The organism is Dactylosporangium sp. NPDC005572, assembly GCF_040605515.1.
Classification (GTDB): Bacteria; Actinomycetota; Actinomycetes; order Mycobacteriales; family Micromonosporaceae; genus Dactylosporangium.
On the sequence record NZ_JBEXCY010000003.1, the window covers coordinates 53,649 to 71,974 of the forward strand.

Annotated in this window: 14 protein-coding genes; 6 read left to right on the forward strand and 8 right to left on the reverse strand. The window is 71.4% G+C overall.

Annotation, left to right across the window (positions count from 1 at the left end; genetic code table 11):
• Window positions 1-33: 33 nt before the first annotated feature.
• On the reverse strand, window positions 34-819 hold the full coding sequence (locus ABZS66_RS02530; protein ID WP_354754408.1) for a DeoR/GlpR family DNA-binding transcription regulator: 786 nt from the start codon (window positions 817-819) through the stop codon (window positions 34-36).
• A gap of 187 nt (window positions 820-1,006) precedes the next feature.
• Here ABZS66_RS02530 and ABZS66_RS02535 point away from each other — a divergent pair, with 187 nt between their 5' ends.
• Both ABZS66_RS02535 and nagA read left to right on the forward strand, forming a co-directional pair.
• Window positions 1,007-1,930: an ROK family protein gene (locus ABZS66_RS02535; protein ID WP_354754410.1), complete on the forward strand. Its 924-nt coding sequence runs from the start codon at window positions 1,007-1,009 to the stop codon at window positions 1,928-1,930.
• On the forward strand, window positions 1,927-3,036 hold the full coding sequence (gene nagA, locus ABZS66_RS02540) for an N-acetylglucosamine-6-phosphate deacetylase (protein ID WP_354754411.1): 1,110 nt from the start codon (window positions 1,927-1,929) through the stop codon (window positions 3,034-3,036). Before ABZS66_RS02535 ends, nagA begins: the two co-directional genes overlap by 4 nt.
• On the opposite strand, the gene ABZS66_RS02545 is transcribed toward nagA, so the two are convergent.
• From ABZS66_RS02545 to ABZS66_RS02565, 5 genes are all read right to left on the reverse strand, one after another.
• On the reverse strand, window positions 3,003-3,728 hold the full coding sequence (locus tag ABZS66_RS02545) for a phosphatase PAP2 family protein (protein ID WP_354754413.1): 726 nt from the start codon (window positions 3,726-3,728) through the stop codon (window positions 3,003-3,005). The two genes, nagA and ABZS66_RS02545, sit on opposite strands and share 34 nt — an antisense overlap.
• An 86-nt stretch (window positions 3,729-3,814) precedes the next feature.
• Entirely contained in the window at window positions 3,815-5,647 is a 1,833-nt protein-coding gene (locus ABZS66_RS02550) for an NAD-binding protein (RefSeq protein WP_354754415.1), read from the reverse strand.
• A gap of 45 nt (window positions 5,648-5,692) precedes the next feature.
• Window positions 5,693-6,259 carry a DUF1684 domain-containing protein gene (locus tag ABZS66_RS02555; protein ID WP_354754416.1) on the reverse strand — a complete coding sequence of 189 codons (567 nt, stop codon included), beginning with the start codon at window positions 6,257-6,259 and terminating at the stop codon, window positions 5,693-5,695.
• 11 nt (window positions 6,260-6,270) lie between these two features.
• On the reverse strand, window positions 6,271-7,272 hold the full coding sequence (locus tag ABZS66_RS02560) for an acyl-CoA desaturase (protein WP_354754417.1): 1,002 nt from the start codon (window positions 7,270-7,272) through the stop codon (window positions 6,271-6,273).
• Between the two features lie 72 nt (window positions 7,273-7,344).
• The gene (locus tag ABZS66_RS02565; RefSeq protein WP_354754419.1) at window positions 7,345-7,551 is read right to left on the reverse strand and encodes a hypothetical protein; all 207 of its coding nucleotides are present in this window, start codon (window positions 7,549-7,551) and stop codon (window positions 7,345-7,347) included.
• 65 nt (window positions 7,552-7,616) lie between these two features.
• Between ABZS66_RS02565 and ABZS66_RS02570 the strand changes: the two genes are divergently transcribed.
• Together ABZS66_RS02570 and ABZS66_RS02575 are read left to right on the forward strand one after the other, a co-directional pair.
• Window positions 7,617-8,567: a beta-propeller fold lactonase family protein gene (locus ABZS66_RS02570; RefSeq protein WP_354754420.1), complete on the forward strand. Its 951-nt coding sequence runs from the start codon at window positions 7,617-7,619 to the stop codon at window positions 8,565-8,567.
• 120 nt (window positions 8,568-8,687) lie between these two features.
• Window positions 8,688-8,972, forward strand: coding sequence for a hypothetical protein (locus ABZS66_RS02575; RefSeq protein ID WP_354754422.1), 285 nt, complete (start codon window positions 8,688-8,690; stop codon window positions 8,970-8,972).
• A gap of 11 nt (window positions 8,973-8,983) precedes the next feature.
• Here ABZS66_RS02575 and ABZS66_RS02580 read toward each other — a convergent pair whose 3' ends face one another.
• Window positions 8,984-9,904, reverse strand: a complete 921-nt coding sequence (locus tag ABZS66_RS02580; RefSeq protein ID WP_354754423.1) for a hypothetical protein — start codon at window positions 9,902-9,904, stop codon at window positions 8,984-8,986.
• A 402-nt stretch (window positions 9,905-10,306) separates the two neighbouring features.
• On the opposite strand from ABZS66_RS02580, the gene ABZS66_RS02585 reads away from it, so the two are divergent.
• Window positions 10,307-11,431, forward strand: coding sequence for an EamA family transporter (locus tag ABZS66_RS02585; RefSeq protein WP_354754425.1), 1,125 nt, complete (start codon window positions 10,307-10,309; stop codon window positions 11,429-11,431).
• Between the two features lie 244 nt (window positions 11,432-11,675).
• Here the strand turns inward: ABZS66_RS02585 and ABZS66_RS02590 are convergent, their stop codons facing one another.
• Window positions 11,676-17,330: a ThuA domain-containing protein gene (locus ABZS66_RS02590; protein WP_354754427.1), complete on the reverse strand. Its 5,655-nt coding sequence runs from the start codon at window positions 17,328-17,330 to the stop codon at window positions 11,676-11,678.
• 372 nt (window positions 17,331-17,702) lie between these two features.
• Between ABZS66_RS02590 and ABZS66_RS02595 the strand changes: the two genes are divergently transcribed.
• Complete coding sequence (locus ABZS66_RS02595; protein WP_354754428.1) at window positions 17,703-18,302, forward strand: winged helix-turn-helix domain-containing protein; 600 nt, start codon at window positions 17,703-17,705, stop codon at window positions 18,300-18,302.
• Window positions 18,303-18,326 lie beyond the last annotated feature (24 nt).

Below are 18,326 nucleotides of genomic sequence, written 5' to 3' on the forward strand. Positions count from 1 at the left end.
GGCCGGCGCCCGGAATCGCCCGCCCCGGCGAGTTCAGGCGGTGACGATCTTCACGCCCGCCTCGACGAAGGCGTTCAGCGTCGCCGTGGTCGCGTTGGAGTCCGTGACCAGGGTGTCGATGCGGTCGATCGGGCAGATGCGGGCGAACGCGTGGCCGCCCAGCTTCGAGCTGTCGGCGATGATCACCACGCGGCGGGCGCGGGCGACCATCAGGCTGTTCATCGCGGCCTCGCCCTCGTGGTGGGCCGCGGCGCCCAGCGTCACGTCCAGCGCGTCCACGCCCAGCAGCGCGATGTCCAGGGTCACGTCACGCAGGATGTTGCCGCCCAGGGGGCCCACCAGCTCGAACGACTGGGGGCGCACCACGCCGCCGGTCACCACGATCTTCATCCGCGAGCGGACCAGCAGCTCGTTGGCGATGTTCAGGGCGTTGGTGACCACGGTGAGCTGGGCGTCGTCGACGCCGCCGGTCAGCTCCGGGCGCACCGCCAGGGCCCGGGCGACCTCCGTCGTGGTGGTGCCGCCGTTGAGCGCGACGACCATGCCGGGCGACACCAGGGCCGCGGCCGCCGCACCGATCCGCTGCTTCTCCGGAGCGTGCTTCGCGGTCTTGTACCGCAGCGGCAGGTCGTACGAAACGCCGTTGGCCACGGCGCCGCCGCGGGTGCGGGTGATCATCTGCTGCTGCGCCAGCTGGTCGAAGTCGCGGCGGATGGTGGCCTGCGACACGTCCAGGCGGTCGGCGGCGTCCTCGACGCTGATCCGGCCGCTGTCGGTGAGGATCTCCAGGAGCGCGTTCCAGCGCGCATAGCGGTCCACGGTGACCCTCCTTTGCGCGTACGGTGCGAGATGTGTGCACAATAATGCGCGAAACAGTGGGTAAACGCAAAGGCAACTGCTCGAACTAACCGATGTGGGTACGGTTGCCAGCCGACCAGCCGGTGCGCAATGATGCGCGAACGAGCGGGGTTTGCAGCCGTAACGAACAGCCGAGGACGAACGCCACATGACGCAGACCGTGATCGCCCTCGATGTCGGCGGCACCGGGATCAAGTGTGCGCTGGTCGGCCTGGACGGCACCGTCCAGCACGCCGAACGGCACGCGACCGGGCGGGAGCGCGGCGCCGAGGCGGTCGTCGCGACCATCCTCGACATCGCCGATGGGCTCGCCGCGACGGCCCGGACCAAGGGCCTGGAGCCGGTCGGTGCCGGCGTCGTGGTCCCCGGCGTGATCGACGAGGTCAACGGCGTCGCCGTGTGGGCGGCAAATGTCGGATTTCGCGATGTACCGCTGAAAGCCAAGCTCGAGGAGCGCCTGGGCCTGCCGGCCGCGATCGGCCACGACGTGCGCGCCGGCGGCCTGGCGGAGGCCCGGCTGGGCGCCGGCCGGGGCCACGACTACGTGCTCTTCATCCCGGTCGGGACCGGCATCGCCGCCGCCAACGTCGTGCACGGGCAGGTCTACACGGGCGCGCACGGCGCCGCCGGCGAGATCGGCCACATCGTCGTGCGGCCCGACGGCCCGCAGTGCCAGTGCGGCCAGCGCGGCTGCCTGGAGTCGATCGCCTCGGCGTCGGCGGTCGGCCGGCGGTACTCCGAGCAGGCCGGCCGGTCGGCCACCGCCGAGGAGGTCGCCAAGCTCGCCGCCGGCGGCGACCCGATCGCCGTCGCGGTCTGGCAGGAGACGATCGACGCCCTGGCCGACGGCCTGCTGATCGGCATGGCGCTGTTCGACCCGGCGGTCGTCGTGCTCGGCGGCGGGCTGGCCGAGGCCGGCGAGGCGCTGCTGGCCCCGCTGCGGGAGGGCGTCAAGGCACGGGTGACGTTCCACCGCGAGCCGGCGATCACCCGTGCGGCGCTCGGCGATGAGGCAGGCTGCCAGGGTGCGGCGCTGATAGCACTGGACAAGATGAACAGGAGTACGCGATGACGGTGGTGTCCGGGGTCCGGGTCGTGGCGGGGGACCGCGTCATCGACAACGGCTTCGTCCGGATAGCGGGCGACCGCATCGCCGAGGTCGGCGCATCCGACGCATCCGAGCGCGAAGGCCACACCGTCGTCCCGGGGTTCGTCGACATCCACGTGCACGGCGGCGGCGGCGCGACGTTCACCACCGGCGACCCGGTCGACGCGCGCAAGGCCGCGCGGTACCACCTCGGGCACGGCACCACGACCATGCTCGCCAGCCTGGTCACCTCCCCGCCCGAGCTGATGATGAGCGCCACCAAGGCGTTCGCGCCGCTGGTCGCCGACGGGCTGCTGGCCGGCGTGCATTTCGAGGGGCCGTACCTCTCGCAGGCCCGCTGCGGCGCCCAGAACCCGGCCCACCTGCGCCATCCGTCGCTGGACGAGCTGAACGCGCTCATCGAGGCGGGCGAGGGTGCGGTGCGCCTGGTGACCATCGCACCCGAGCTGCCCGGCGCGCTCGAGGCGATCCGGCTGCTGGTCGAGCGGGGCGTGGTCGTCGCGCTCGGGCACACCGACGCGACCTGGGAGGAAACGCTCGCGGGCGTCGACGCCGGGGCGACCGTCGGCACCCACGTCTTCAACGGCATGCGCCCGCCGCACCACCGCCAGCCCGGCCCGGTCTTCGCGCTGCTCGGCGCGGCCACGGTGACCTGCGAGTTCGTCGCCGACGGGGTCCACCTGCACGACGGCACCCTGGCATTCGCCGCACAGGTGACCGGCCCGCGGCGGGCCGCGCTCATCACCGACGCGATGGCGGCGGCCGGCATGCCCGACGGCGAGTACGACCTGGGCGGCCAGACGGTCGCGGTGGCGGACGGCGTGGCCCGGCTGACCAGGGACGGCTCGATCGCCGGCAGCACGCTCACGATGGACAAGGCGTTCCGCCGGGCGGTCGGCGCCGGCCTGTCGCTGGTGGACGCCTCACGGATGGCGAGCGGCACCCCGGCGGCGGCGATCGGCCTCGGCGACGAGCTGGGCACCCTGCGCGAGGGTCAGCGGGCCGACCTGGTGGTGCTCGACGCGGACCTCAACGTTCAGCGGGTGATGCGCTCCGGCGCCTGGACCTGAGCCGGCCGGTCGAAGAACGGGGCGCCCCAGCCCGCGCGGTCGATCCGGCCGAGCGGGACGGCGTCCCACGGCACCCGTTGCAGCACCCGGTCGAGGAACAGGCCGAGCAGGATGGCGGCCAGGCCGTCGCTCAGCCAGTGGAAGCTGAGATACGTGGTGGTGAACAGCAGCACCAGCGGCACCGTGTAGCGGATCGCGAGCACGAGACCCGGCCGCAGGGCGCCGGTGAGCAGCGCGGCGAGCACCCCGTACCAGACGATGGCGTTGACCACGTGGCCGGACGGGTAGGACATCCCCTGCTCGGCGTGGAACAGCAGCTCGGGGTGCGGGTCGATGTGCTCGCTGGCGGCCAGCCGGTCGGTCCACAGCTTCAGCGGGCCGATCGTCACGTAGGTCAGCGCGAAGGCGCCCACGACCAGCAGGAACGGCCGGACCGTGTGCCGTCGGCGGGCCATGACGAAGGCGGCGATCAGGGCCAGCGGGGTGAGCACCTGGCCGCCCTGGCCGAGCCGGTTGCACCAGCGCAGCGTGGTGTCGAGCCAGCCGGGGCGGTGCGCGTCGACGAAGTCCCGCACCGCGAGGTCCAGGTCCAGCAGCGGGGTGCGCCAGACGAGGGCGAGTGTCACGGCGGCGAAGCCGGCCAGCAGGACGGCGTCGAACCACCAGCCGGACGGGCGGACGGGGCGTAGCACGGCACCGACGGTACCCGAAAACGCGGAACGGCCCGGGCGTCTGCCCAGGCCCTCCACGAAATCCGCACCGGCGGGGCGCGTGGAGCTCAGCGGGATCCGTCGACCGTCCCGCCGGTCTGCGCCAGCAGGTTGCCGAGACCCGTCCGGGTGGTCACCACGGTGAGCAGATCGTCGGCACGCAGCACATACGTGGGTGGCGGCGCCCAGACCGTCTGGCGGCCCCCGTCAGTCGTGACCGAGAGCACCCGCACCTCGCCGACGTCCTGCGCGACCGCGACCGGGCGCCCGTCGAGCTCCGAGGCGGCGATCACCGGCGCCTCGGCGAGCAGCAGCACCCGCCGGTCCACCGGGATGGTCCCGATGACCTCGCGCTCCAGCAGCGCGGCCGCGAACGCCGGCGCGGCCAGGTACGACACGCTGCGCGACGCGGTGATGCCGAACGCCCGCTGCACCCGGTCGGCGAACCCGCCGTCGAACAGCCGCAGGATCACCCGCAGGTCCGGGTTCAGCTCCTGGCCCTCGATCGCCGCCTCCAGGTTGGCCTGGTCGTCGGTGGAGACCACGACCAGGGCGCGGCAGGTGTCGACCGACGCGGCGCGCAGCGTCTCGACGTTGCTCGCGTCGCCGACGATGAACGGCACGTTGCGCTCGCGGGCGGCCTGCGCGCCGCGCGCGTTGTCGTTACGGTCGATGACCACGACCGGCACGCCGAGGTCGACGAACGAGTGCATGACCCGGGTGCCGACGTTGCCGAGCCCGACGACCACGACGTGGTCGGAGAGCGGCTCGCGCAGCCGGCCGAGCGCGATCGCCAGCCGGGCCTTGACCACGGCGTCGACGACGGCCGCGGTGATCACCGGGATCAGCGCGATGCTCACCAGGCTGAGCAGGGTCGTGACCAGCTTCTCCAGCCAGTGCGCCTGGAGGTCGGGGCTGGCACCCACCAGCTCCGACAGCAGGGTCACGTAGGCGGCGTTCCACCAGCTGATGTGCCGGTGGTACGCGATGATCGCGGTGCCGGCGGCGAGCAGGCCGACGAGCAGCAGCGCGGTCACCCACAGCTTGCGGCTGATCAGGCTGCGCACGGTGGCGAACGGCCGGTGCCGCTGCCGGCGCCACCAGCGGCGCAGCCGCCCGTGGTTGCGCCGCGGCAGCTCGCCGCGGTCGTCGCGGGACAGCACCGTGGTGGCCCGCTCGCCCGTCGCCACCGCCAGCACCAGGTCGGCCCGCTCCTGGTCGCCGGGCAGCAGGTCGGGTTCACCGTCTCCAGCGGTACTGGCGAGACCGCAGACGACGTCGTCGGCGCGCACCTCGGACCGGCGGGCCACGAAGAGCGTGCGCCCCGCGACCCGCACGTGCACCGGGGCGACCTCGCCCAGCGCCTCCGACACGAACGCGGGCGCCGCCATCTGCGCGTCCGACAGCACCCGGACGTCGGCGAAGTTGCGCTTGACCCGCTGCCCCAGGCGCAGGTTGAACATCCGGATGACCAGCCGGAGGCCGGGGTGGATCTCCTGGGCCTGCAGCGCCGCGTCGAGGTTGCCGATGTCGTCCTGCTTGACCAGGGCCAGCGCGTCGGCCGAGCCGAGGTCGGCCTTCTGGAACGCCTCGATGTCGGGCTTGTCGGCCTCGACGACCCGGCCGCCGTGGTCGGCCAGCAGCTGCGCGATCTCCGGGCCGTGCCGGCGGCGGACGCTGGGCATGATCGCGGTGACCTGCACGCCGTACTGCTCGATCAGCTCCGCGATCAACCGGTGGGCCAGCGGGTCGTCGCCGCACACCACCACGCGCTTGGCGGGGGCGTGCACGACGTGCCGATGCTCCTCCGCGGACGCCTCGATCGACCACGGACGGGTGATCGCCTGGACCCGGGGCAGACCGCCGCGAAGCCGCCTCATCAGCCAGGACTCGGAGGTCACCGGGCGATCCTAGCGAAGATCACCAGTACCCGATGCCCCGCGACCTCAGCGGAGGTAGGTCATCTCCCCCGCCCGGATCGGGGCGTCGAGCCGGTTCTCGTACGGGGCCAGCGGGCAGGCCCAGGCGTCGTCGTAGGCGCAGCTCGGGTTGTAGGCGTAGTTGAAGTCCAGGCGCAGCCGACCGTCCTGCAGGAGCTCCACGCCGCGGCCGTGGGTGCCCTTGACGGTGTCGGTGAGGTACCGCCCGGCGCCGTAGGTCTCGTGGCCGCTCGTGCCGTCGCGGAACGGCAGGAACAGCCCGCCGCCGTAGGCCTGCAGCCAGAAGAGGGTCAGCCGGCCCCACGGCGTCGGGAGGTGGGCGACCCGGGTGTACGGCAGGACGCCGTCCTCGCCACCGGTCGCGATCTCCAGGGCGCCGTCCGCCGGCTCGGGACGTACCGTCGCGACGAACGCCTGGTCAGCGGAGAAGTAGCGCAGCGGGCCGGGTGCGGCGGACTGCGGATGGGTCGCGAACAGGTCGTCGCGAAGGGCCCGGAACCCCGCCATGTCCACGTCGGACAGGTACATGGCGGCGACCCGGGCCCGGTAGTCGGCGAGGGATAAAGCGTCCACGTGTCCCGAACCTACCCCCGCAGCGGCGCTCCCGCGGCGTGCAGGTGGCGCAGGGCCTGGGCGTAGGAGTCGAAGAACGAGGCCGACTCGTAGCGGACGTCGATCTCCTGGCAGTACGCCTCGACGATCGGCTGGGCCTTGCGCAGGTTCGGCGTCGGCATGTTCGGGAACAGGTGGTGCTCGATCTGGTAGTTGAGGCCGCCCAGCAGCACGTCGACCCAGACCCCGCCGCGCACGTTGCGCGAGGTCAGCACCTGCTTGCGGAGGTAGTCCAGCTCGTCCTCGGCGGTCAACAGCGGCATGCCCTTGTGGTTCGGCGCGAACGTGCAGCCGAGGTACAGGCCGAACAGCGCCTGGTGGACCAGGATGAACGCGATCGCCATGCCGGGCGGCAGCAGGATGAACGCCGCGGCCAGGTAGGCGACGAAGTGCCCGTACAGCAGGATCCCCTCGAGCCAGCGCCGCTTGACGCCCGGAAGCGCGCGGGCGCTCGACACGTGGAGGTTGAAGCCCTCGAGCAGCAGGAGCGGGAAGAACAGCTGCGCCTGGTGCCCGCCGATCAGCCGGGCCAGGCCCTTGGCGTTCTCGGCCTGCCGGGTCGACCACACGAGGATGTCCGGCGCGACGTCGGGGTCGTGGTCCTCGTGGTTCGGGTTGGCGTGGTGGCGGGTGTGCTTGTTCATCCACCAGCCGTAGCTCATGCCGATGCCGAGGTTGCCGACGAACATGCCCAGCCCCTCGGACCAGCGGCGCCCCTTGAACACCTGCTTGTGCGCGAGGTCGTGGGCCACCAGGGCGACCTGCGCGTACGCGACGGCGAGCCCGACGGCGACCGCCAGGATCCACCAGGACGCGCCGACCGCCGCGAAGGCCGCCCAACCGCCCACGTAAAGGGCGCCGACCAGGGCGAACCTGATCACGTAATACCCTGGGCGCCGATCGAGCAGGCCGGCGGCTTTGATTCGCTGGGACAACGTCGTGAAGTCGCTCGTTCGCTCGACCGTGATTGTCATGGCGATCAGTGTCCCGGTCGCCCGCCGCGAGATCGAACCGGGCAGCCCCGCTTTTTCGTGGTGGGGCTGGCCCTACCATGCCCACCGTGTAGGCATCTGGGTGAACCCCGCGTCATCCAGCGAGAACGCGCTCACCGACGTGATCTTGACGGTCGCGTTCACGTCCGGATCCGGGAGACGTCGCTCGATATTCTCGTGGTACGTCAGGTCCGTCGCGTCGAGGAACGCCGCGATCCTGTCGGGATCCCGCTCGACGGCCGCGCCCCCGTCGACGATCACCGGACGGCGCGCGTCGTCGGGCGTCCGCGGTGCACGCCGATGGAGGGCCGCCTAGGCTTTGACGGGTGCCCGTGCTCATCGGCTCCTACGCAGACCATTACTCGACCTTCGACGACGACGGCAAGCCGCTGGGCGCGCCCGTCCAGGCCAACGCTCCGAGCTACGTCGTCGTCGGCCCCTCCGGCGTCCGGTACGCGGTGGGTGAGCGCGACGAGGGCAGCGTCTCGGCGTTCACGCCCGACGGCGAGCTGCTCAACACCCTGCCGACCGGCGGCGCCAGCCCGTGCCACCTGGCCCTGACCGAAGGCTTCCTGCTGGCCGCGAACTACGGCGGCGGCAGCGTCGCGGTGTTCGCCCTGCGCCCGGACGGCTCGCTGGACCGGCGTACCGACCTGGCCCAGCACGTGGGCGGCAGCGTGCACCCGGCGCGCCAGGAGACCGCTCACGCGCATCAGGTGACGGTTCGCGACCACGTGGTGCACGTGGTGGACCTGGGGATGGACTCGCTGGTCCACTACCGCCTCGGCCCCGCGGGCTCGCTGGAGCACGTCCGCACGACGACGGTCCAGCCGCTCGGCTCGGGCCCGCGCCACCTGGTCTTCCACCCGTCGGGCCGGGTGTTCGTGGCGAACGAGCTCACGTCGACGGTGGCGACCTACACCTCGGGATTCGAGCTGCTCGACGTGCGGCCGTCGGTGCTGGTCGAGCCGATGGGCGACAACCTGCCGAGCGAGCTGGCACTGTCCCGCGACGGCCGGCACCTCTACGTGGCGAACCGCGGCAACGACACGATCACGACCTTCTCCGTTGAGGAGTCGGGCCTGCTCCCGGTCGACGAGGTGTCGACGGGCGGCACGTGGCCGCGCCACTTCGCGGTGCTCGACGGCATGCTGTGCGTGGCCAACCAGCACTCGGACACGGTGACGACCCTGGACCTGGACCCAGACTCGGGTGTGCCGCACCCGGCCCGCCCGTTCATCGAGCACCCGTCCCCGAGCGTGGTCGTCCCCCTGTAACAGCCCCATGATCCAGGGATTCGCTTGACTCCCTGGATCATGGCCCCCCCCGGGGGAGGCGGCGGGGGAGGTGGGGACGAATGGTTGTCGAACGAGCGTTCAGTGCCGCAGCATAGGTACATGGGTGAGCTGGTGGCGCTGCCCAAGTCGGGCGACGTGTTCGAAGACGTGCGGGGACACGACCGGACCATGCGGGTGACCTGTCATCCGCAGCAGGGAACGGTGGTCGTGTCGCTGTGGGTGGACAAGATCTGCCGGGCCTCGTTTCAGCTGCTCGAGGCCGATCTTCCGCGGCTGCGGTCCGCGCTGGACGGGATGACCGCCGCGGAGATCGAGACCGAGGCCGAGGCGATAACCGAATCCATACCGTTGCCGCTGCCGCTGCCCGAACAGGAGGCGAGCTAGGGGCGCCTGTCCTAGGCCTCGGTCAGGGCCGGGTTCTCCGAGCGGGCGTTGGCCGGCTTCGAGCGCTGGCGGGGCACGCGCGCGGTGCGCGGGCGCCGGGTCAGCGTGGCGGCCGTGATGCCGGCCTCCCGCGCCGCGTCCAGCGTGTCGCGCAGCTCGGCCGCCTCCTCCGCCACCTCGGCGGCCTCCTCGGCGAGCGCCTGCGCCGCCACGAGGGCCACGTCGGCCAGCTTCACCGCGTTGCGCTCGGCCGCCGCGGCGGCCTCGTAGAGGCGGCGGGCCCGGCTCTCCGCCGAGCGGCGCAGCTCGACCTCGCGGGCCTGGAGCTCCACCAGCGGGTCGGCGCCGCTCACACCCTTGAACACCTGCTCCAGCGCGTCGACGGTGATGTCGCCGCGCTTGAACGCGTCGAGGGCGGCGCGGGACAGCTCGCGCTTGCCGTCCTCGTCGACGTCGGACGCGGCCTCGACGGAGGCCGCGTGCGTGCTGGCGGCGTCGAGCGCGTCCTGGTAGGCCTGCTGAGCCACGTCGAAGGCCGTCCAGGCCACCTCGCGGGCCTGCTGGGCCGCGTCCCGGCGGGCCTGTGCCTCGACGACCGTGAGCTGCGCCCGCTTGGCGGCCGCGGCGGTCGCGGCGGCCTGGCGGATCAGCTCGCCGGCCTCGGTGCGCAGCCGGGCGCGCTCGGCCGGGCTCAGGCTCGCCTGGGCCTCCTCGGCCTGCGCGCGGCGGTCGGCCCGGTCCAGCCGGTGCAGGTTCCACCGGGAGAGCGCGCCCGCGAGCACGATGAACACGAGGATGAACAGCATCAGGCCGGCCCACAGCACCACAGCGCCCTTGACCGGGTCGAGCCCGAGGATGCCCCGGCCTCCGTCGAGGGTCCACGGGAGATCCACTGACGACGAACCCAGGGTGGCGGGTGCAGAGAGAGCCACGGCGCGACACCTCCGGCTGTGCTGTGGAGCTACAGCGTAGTGTCCGACGGCCACCCCGGGCATCCCATAGAAGAGTGACAATTCGAAGAAATCTCGGACACTCACCGCGATCAGCACGCGAGAAACCGCAGGTCAGCGAGGTGCGCAGGAAAGCGTTGCCACGCCCCGCTGTCGGACAGTTGTCACCACATCGTGATCAGCATCCCGAAATTCAGCTGTACCGCCGCGGAGTGATCGCTAATGTGCGCGGCATGTGCCTTCGTGTCGTGCTGTCGCCGCCCACCCGCTAGCGGGCAGGCGACGCCCCGGACCTGAGACCCTGGCGGGACCCCGTCGGGGCGGTGACGGCTGCCCGCGTTCCTCGCGTCCTTCGACACGACCGATCTCGGGAGATCCGTTCACATGGCACATCCTCGTGCCCTGCCGGTCCGGTGGGGCCTCTTCTGCATCGCCTTCGCGGCGGCTTCATGGGGCGTCGGCGGGTTCGTCGCCGCCGTCCTCTACCAGCACAGCGGGCTCGGCCCGATCGCCGTGACCTGCTGGCGGTACCTCGGCGGCCTCGCCCTGCTGGCCGCCCTCCGCCCGCTGCTCAACAAGGGAAGGTTCACCACGAGACCCCGATGGCTGATCGTCAACGGGCTCGGCATGGCGCTGTACCAGACCGCCTACTACGTGGCCATCGACCTCGCCGGCGTCGCGATCGTCACCGTGGTGACCCTCGGCTCGGGCCCGGTCCTGATCGCGATCGGCGCCCGGCTCTTCCTCGGCGAGCGGTTCAGCCTGATCACGCTGGTGGTCTCGCTCGCCGGCCTGGTGCTCCTGGTCACCCAGGGCGGCACCACCGGCCGGCACCCGCTGCTCGGCATCGCCGTCGCCCTGGTGTCGGCGGCCGGGTACGCGGCGGTGACGCTGCTCAACCGGGCCACCGACGACGACCCGTTCGACTCGGCGCTCGGCGGCTTCGCCGTCGGCGCGGTGGTGCTCCTGCCGCTGGCCGGCTTCGAGGGCCTCCTGCCCACCCGTGAGGGGCTGGCCGGCACGGTCGGCCTGCTGGTGTTCCTGGGCGCCGTGCCGACCGCCCTGGCGTACGCGATGTTCTTCAGCGGCCTGACGGTCGTGAGGGCGACCACCGCGTCGGTGGTCGCCCTCGTCGAGCCGCTCGCCGCGGTCGCCCTCGGCGTGCTGGTGCTGCACGAGCCGCTGACCCCGTGGTCAGCGCTCGGTGCCCTCCTCCTGCTCTCCGCCGTGGTCGCGCTGACCAGGACGGAGAAGGATCACGGCGACGAGCGCCGGAGCCGGACCACGGCCGTCACCGCGAACGCCGCCGCCGCCACCGCGGCCACCAGCCCCCACACCCACAGACGCGAGGGTGCGGGCGGCGGAGGCGAGACCGCGAGCGCGGCGGGAGACGGGGGTGTCTGCGCGGTCCGCGCCTCCACCACCGACTCCGCCCGGGCCGTGCTGGGCGACGGGGCGGTCACCACGACCGTCCACGTGCCCGGCGTGAGCACCGGACCGGAGGAGTAGAAGCCGCGCCCCTCCCCCGCCGGGTTGAGCTGGACCGGGCCGACGCTCCGCCCGCCCACCGCGGTCGCGGTGAGGACGAGGCGGAGGTCGGACTCGATCGGGCGGCCGTCCGCGCGCAGGGCGCGGACGGTCACTCCGGTGGCGCCGTCCCCGGCGACCTCGAGCTTGAGGTCGCCGGGAACGTCGGCCCAGGCCGTGCTCGGCAAGCCGAGCACGATCAGGACCACGAGCAGTAGTGCACGTTTCACAGCTTGCCGTTCTTCTTCAGGCGGTTCGGGTCCTCGTCCAGCCGGCCGGTGCCCTTCAGCGACTTACCGGCGTTGGCCTTGACCCCGGCGTTGTTCGGCGGCGTGCCGCCGAGCCGGACCGTCATCGCGTCGGCGTCACGGATCAGCGTGTCGCGGACCTCGGCCTCGGGCACGAGCTTCGCGGTCAGCAGGTTCCGGAACGCCGCCAGTTCCTTGAGGGCCTTGGTGTCGTTGCCGTTGGCCTCCGCCTTGCGGGCCTTCGACAGCTGGTCCGAGAGCTGGGTGTACGCCTTGTTGGTCAGCCGGCTGGTCGCCTTGAACCGGTCCAGCAGGTTCTGCATGTCCCGGAACGAGGTGGTGACGAAGAACGTCACCGTGCTGGTCGTGGCGTTGCCGGCGTTGTCGGTGCCGACCACGACGAGCTGGTGCATGCCGAGGTCGAGCTCGTACATCGCCTGCAGCGTGCCGGTCTGGTACGCCCCGCCGTCGAGCGAGCCGGTCACCGACCTGATGCCGGAGACCGGGTCGATCGCCTGCCAGGTGACCCGCACGTCCTGGCTGTCGCCGTAGAGCTGGCCGTCGGCCAGGCCCGCGACGATGACCGTCGGCGCGGTGCCGTCGATCTTCAGGATCGCCGACTTGAGCGTCTCCACGTTGCCGGCACCGTCGGTCGACTTGTAGAGCAGCTCGTGCTGGCCGTTGCCGGTCACGTTCACCGGCGCGGTGTAGGCGGTCCAGGGGCCGCCGTCGAGCGACCACTCCACCTTCGACACGCCGGAGCCGGCGTCCGTGGCCGCGAGGGTCACGGGCGTGGCGCCCTTGTGCCAGCCGGCGTCCGAGGCCGGCGCGAAGGAGGCGGTGGTGACCGGCGCGGTGGCGTCGATCTTCACGTCCTGGGTGCCCGGCGTGGAGACGTTGCCGGCCTTGTCGGTGGCCCGGAACCGCACCTGGTGGGTGCCGTCACCGCTGACCGCGATCGGCGCGGTGTAGGCCGTCCAGGTGCTGTCGGCGTCGAGCTGGTACTCCACCTTGTCGACACCCGAGCCGCCGGCGTTGTCGGTCGCCGTCAGCGTGACCTCGACCGGGCCGGTGTAGAAGCCACCCGTCGCCGTGCCGCTCACCGCGGCCGTCACGGACGGTGCCACGTTGTCCGCCACCGCCGTCGTCAGGCGGAAGTAGTCGAACGTCGCCGGCTTGGACGCCAGCTGACCGGCCCCGAGCGTGTAGAGACCGATCTTCGCGTTGTTCGCCACCGCCGCGGACGTCAGCGTGGTGATCACCGTCCAGTTGGTGCCGTCCGCGGAGTAGCTACCGGTGTAGGCGTTGCCGACCTTGGCGATGCGGAAGTACCACACGCCCGAGGTCAGGTTGCCCACGTTCGGCTGCGGATCCTGCACCACGCCGCCGACCTCGCTGCGGAACTCGATCCGCCGCACCAGGGTCGAGCCGGGCGCGTTGTCGGCGATGTAGTCCAGCTTCACGTAGTTGTCGTCGTCCACGTAGACGATCGGACCGCCCTGCTGGTACTGCTCGTTGAACAGCGAGCCGTCGACCTTGGTCTCGATGGTCCAGTCACCGGCCGGGGCCTTCTGCAGGATGAAGTTCGACGGCCCGGAGTTGCCCGTGCCGTAGATGTCGCCGTTCGGAACGTCGATCTGCAGACCGCCGTTCACGACGCGGTACTTCGTGGAGTCCTCCCGGACGATCGCGTTCCACCGGCAGTGGTCCAGCGTGGAGCCGGTGAACTCGTCGCTCGGCAGGATGCCGGTCGGCGCCTCGTCGGGCGACAGCTGGAACCAGTCGAACGCGGCGTTGACGACCGGCGCCGTGGTGTTGCCGTTCAGCGCGAACAGGCCCACCCGCGGGTTGGCGATGCCGGCCAGCGCGGCCGACCGCCCGACCGGGACGTACGTCGTGCCGTCGGCCGAGTAGGCCGCCGTCAGGTTCGTGCCGTCCGAGCTGAGCCGCACGTAGAACGTGTCACCGGCCTGCGCCGCGATCGAGTCGGCGCCCTCGTTGCGCGCGACCCCGGCCGTCTCCCGGATGAACTCCACCCGCCGGGAACCCGAGTACAGCAGGTCCACCTTCGCGTAGTTGTCGTCGTCGCCGTACAGGATGATGCCGGCCTGCTGGTAGTTCGCCGTCGTCGGCAGGGTCACCTTCGCGGTGGCCTGCCAGGCGCCGGCCGGCGCGGGCTGGACGACGAGGTTCGTCGCCCCGTTGGTGCCGCCGTAGAGGTCACCGACCGCGGTCGGCAGCAGCAGCGAGCCGCCGCTGACGGAGAACGTCTGGTTCTCCCGGATGACCGTCCACTTCGTACGGTCCAACGTGGACCCGAGGAAGTCGTCCGAACGCGCGCCGAAGCACGACGTGTTGGGCGCCTCGACCCGCACGTTGACGCTGGCGTACCCCTTGGCCCCGCGCGCGTCGGTCACCGTCAGCGTCGCCGTGAAGTTGCCCGGCGCCGTGTAGGTGTGGGTGGCGTTGGCGGTCGCCGCCGAGCCCCCGTCACCGAAGTCCCACGCGTAGGTGAGCGGGTTGTCACCCTCGGCGTCGGTCGCCGAGCCGGTGAACGACACCGCGAACGGCGCCGTGCCCGACGTCGCCGCCGCGGAGGCGGTGACCACCGGCGGGGCGTTGTCCGTCACACCGCGGCCGATGAAGTCGACCCAGTTGACGTTGTATCCGGCACCGGAGCCCGTCGCGATGAAGAACAGCGGACCGGACGTCGTGCTGCTGGTGATCGGCACGTCCAGGTTGACGTACTGCTGCCAGCCACCCGTGCCGGGGACCGCCACCGAGCCGACGACCGGCCCGTCGAGCGCGCCGGTGCGGACCTGGATCGTCCCGCCGCTGGCGTTGTTCGTCGCGGCCCGGATCCGCAGGCTGGTGATGCCCGTCAGGTTCGCCGGGTTGAAGGAGAACCAGTCACCCTCCTCGACGAAGCCGATGTTCTGGAAGCCGCCCTGCGAGTCGCCCGTGGTCTCCCGCTGCACGCCCGGGTCACCGCCGGACGTCGAGCCGGGCACCCGGCCGGTCGCCGAGAAGTACTCGGCCTGCTTGCGCTTCGGCTGGAGCTGGATCAACGAGCGCCCGGTGAGCGCAGCGGCGCCGCCGGCCCCGCCGTTGTCCACGTAGGACGCCTCGATGACCGCGAACACGTTCGCCTCAGCGCCGTGGCCGCTGGCCAGCGACGTCTGGATCGTGCCGCTGCAGCCGGTCAGCTGGTTGAGCGGGTGGGCGTGCTCGTCGTGGCCCAGGAGGTACTGCACCTGGACGCGCGAGCAGTCGATCTGGCCGTCCTCCGGGTCGGTGACGGTGACCGTGAAGTTGATCTGGTCGCCCCACTCGTAGAAGCCGCCGCTCGGCGGCACCGTGATGGTGACCGTCGGCGCCGTGTTGCCCACCGTGACCAGCACGTTCGCGGTGGCGCTGCGGCCCTCCGTGTCGGTGACGGTCAGCTGCGCGGTGAAGTTGCCGTTCGTGGTGTAGGTGTGCGTGGGGTTGGGCTGGGTCGAGGTACCGCCGTCGCCGAACGTCCACGCGTAGGTGATGGCCTGCCCGTCGGGGTCCCGGGAGCCCTGGCTGGAGAAGTTCACCGCCAGTGGCGCCACGCCGCTGGTCGGCTGGGCGGCCGCCTGGGCGATCGGGGCGCGGTCGCCGGCGATGTAGTCGATGCGGTACACGCCGGAGTCGTCGTTGTTGCCGCCGAAACCGGTGCCCCACTCGATGAGGTACAGCGCGCCGTCCGGGCCGAACTCGATGTCCATCGGCCGGATGGTGCTCATCCCCGTGAGCAGCTGGTTGATGTCCACAAGGGACTTGCCGTCCGGGGTGACCTGCATCGTGTACAGCTTGTTCTGGTTCCACTCACCGAAGATGGCCTTGCCGTCGTAGTACGCCGGCCACTTCCGCTCCGAGGTGGAGTTCGCGTCGTAGCGGTAGACCGGACCGCCCATCGGCGCGCCGCCGCCCCCGATCTCGGGGAAGCGCGGGTTGCCGTCGTAGTCGTAGTCCACCGTGGCCGCCTGCACGGGCGGCAGGTTGGTGAGGCCGGTGTTGTTCGGCGAGTTGTTCACCGGCGCCGCGCAGTCGAACGCGGGGCCCGACGGGCCGGACGGGAACGTGAAGTCGCGGTACGGCACGTTGTTGCCGGTGCAGTACGGCCAGCCGTAGTTGCCGGGCTGGACGATGTTCCACTCCACCGTGTTGCCGGGGCCGCGGTTCGGGTCGGCCGCGCTCGCGTCGGGACCGTAGTCGCCGACGTAAAGCGTGTTGGTGAGCGGGTCGATGCCGATGCGGAACGGGTTGCGGAAGCCCATCGCGAAGATCTCGGGGCGGGTCTTCGCGGTACCGGCGGGGAAGAGGTTCCCGCTCGGGATCGTGTAGGTCCCGTCGTCCTGCGGGGTGATCCGGATGACCTTGCCGCGCAGGTCGTTGGTGTTCGCCGAGCTGCGCTGGGCGTCGTAGTCCTGCCGGCCCGACCGCTCGTCGATCGGCGCGTACCCGTTGGACTCGAACGGGTTGGTGTTGTCGCCCGTCGCGAGGTACAGGTTGCCGTTGCTGTCGAACGTCATCGTGCCGCCGGCGTGGCAGCACGTGTTGCGCTGCGTGTCGACCTGGAGGAGCTGCTTCTCGCTGGCCAGGTCGAGGGTGTCCCCGACGGCCGTGAAGCGGCTCAGCACGTTGCGCGGACCGCCGCCGTTGGGTGCGTAGTAGAGGTACACCCAATGGTTCTGCGCGAAGTCCGGGTCGAGGGTGATGCCGAGCAGGCCGTCCTCGTTGCCGGTGAACACCGGGACCGTGGCGGCCGTGACGGTCGTGTGCGTGTCCGGCTTGACGATCTGCACGCGCCCGTCGCGCTCGATGTAGAACACCCGCCCGTCGGGCGCGATGGCCAGCTCCATCGGGTTGTTGGTGTTGCTGTCCAGCGCCACCTTCTCGAAGCTGCTGGTCAGCGTGGCGCTGCAGTCGGCCTTGACGACGCCGGCCGCGGTCTGGATGCCGCCGAGGAGGTGGCTCAGGAACAGCGGGTCGGTGTAGGACGCCTGGGTGTGGCCGGCGCCCGTGTACCAGGAGCGGCCGCCGTCGTAGTCACGGCACCAGGAGAAGGGGTGATCGGCCCCCATGGCGCCGGTCCCCGGCGTGTACGTCGTCTCGTCGAGGCTGGCGAGCACGTGGACCTTCGACCGCGGGTTGGCGCGGAAGTTGTACCACTCGTCGAACCGGCTCCACTTCTGCGGAAGGTCCTTCGTCGACGGGTGGGCCGGGTCCTCGACCTTGATGGTCGCCTGCTGCTGCTCGGGGTGGCTGGTGAAGTAGGCGCCGACAAGCTCGCCGTACCACGCCCAGTCGTACTCGGTGTCCGACGCGGCGTGGACGCCCGCGTAGCCGCCACCGGCCTTGATGTACCGCTCGAAGGCGGCCTGCTGGTCGGTGTTGAGCACGTCGCCGGTCGTCGAGAGGAAGATGACGACCTCATACTTGGCGAGGTTGGCGTCCGTGAAGGCGGCCGCGTCCTCAGTGGTGTCGACGGTGAAGTTGTTGGCCGCCCCCAGTTGCTGGATGGCGGTGATGCCGGCCGGGATGGCATCGTGGCGGAACCCGGCGGTCTTGGAGAAGACCAGGGCATCGAACGGGTCGGCCTGCACTGCGGCGTCCTGGACTGGGTTCTGGACAGGTGCTTGGGCTGGCGCTGCCTGGGCTGTGCCGGGCAGCGCGACCGCGGCTCCTGCGGAGAGCAGGAGGGCGGCACTGCTGAGCAAGGCGCGGGACGCGCGCCTTCGGACCTTGAACACGGAGCTCCTTGTGCTGGGGTGAAGACACGAGGTCGCTTCGCGCAGACGGTCGCCGATACCGCTGAGCATTCAGTTGTTTTTCGTGGTGCCCGGCCCGGACGTTCCCGCCGAGGATCGCCGCGCCGCAGGGTGGTTCGTTGTGTTGCCTAACAAACTAGCGCCGCAGGTGCACGCAGGGAAGGCCCCACCGGGCCATTTCCTTTAACTGGGAGATATATTCCAGTTATGCGAAGTCAAGCGCCGAGCCTCCTGCCGATCTTCCGATCGCGCCACCAGGCCGACCTGCTCGCCTGGCTGTACCTGCACCCCGACACCGAGTTCCAGGCGATCGACCTGGCCAACCGGCTCGACATCCCACCGTCGACGCTGCATCGCGAGCTGCAGCGCCTGATCGAAGCCGGCCTGCTCCAGGACCGCACGGTCGGGCGCAGCCGCCTCCTCCGCGCCGCCGTCGACCACCCGGCCGCCGAGCCATTGACCCGGCTGCTGACCGTCTCGTTCGGACCGCCCAGCGTGGTCGGCGAGGCGTTCGCGGACGTGCCGGGCGTCGAGGGCCTGTTCGTGTTCGGCTCGTGGGCCGCCCGCTACTTCGGCCGGCCGGGAGCGGCCCCGAACGACGTCGACGTCCTGGTGGTGGGCAGCCCGGCCCGAGCCGACGTCTACGCCGCCGCTGACGCAGCGCAAGACCGCCTTGCACTCCCGGTGAACCCGACGATCCGGACTCCACAGCAGTGGCATGATGCATCGGACACGCTGGTGCGCCAGATCAAGGCGTCGCCATACGTCACGATCATCACCCCCGACGCCACTCCGCCCACGGCGTGATGCCCTGAAGGCCACCACGCCGGC

Excerpts from the sequence above, each read along its gene's own strand:
- ABZS66_RS02595 (WP_354754428.1), top strand. The coding sequence starts at position 17,703 with ATGCGAAGTCAAGCGCCGAGCCTCCTGCCGATCTTCCGATCGCGCCAC.
- ABZS66_RS02575 (WP_354754422.1), top strand. The coding sequence starts at position 8,688 with ATGGGTGAGCTGGTGGCGCTGCCCAAGTCGGGCGACGTGTTCGAAGAC.
- ABZS66_RS02535 (WP_354754410.1), top strand. The coding sequence starts at position 1,007 with ATGACGCAGACCGTGATCGCCCTCGATGTCGGCGGCACCGGGATCAAG.
- ABZS66_RS02585 (WP_354754425.1), top strand. The coding sequence starts at position 10,307 with ATGGCACATCCTCGTGCCCTGCCGGTCCGGTGGGGCCTCTTCTGCATC.
- ABZS66_RS02560 (WP_354754417.1), bottom strand. The coding sequence starts at position 7,272 with ATGACAATCACGGTCGAGCGAACGAGCGACTTCACGACGTTGTCCCAG.
- nagA (WP_354754411.1), top strand. The coding sequence starts at position 1,927 with ATGACGGTGGTGTCCGGGGTCCGGGTCGTGGCGGGGGACCGCGTCATC.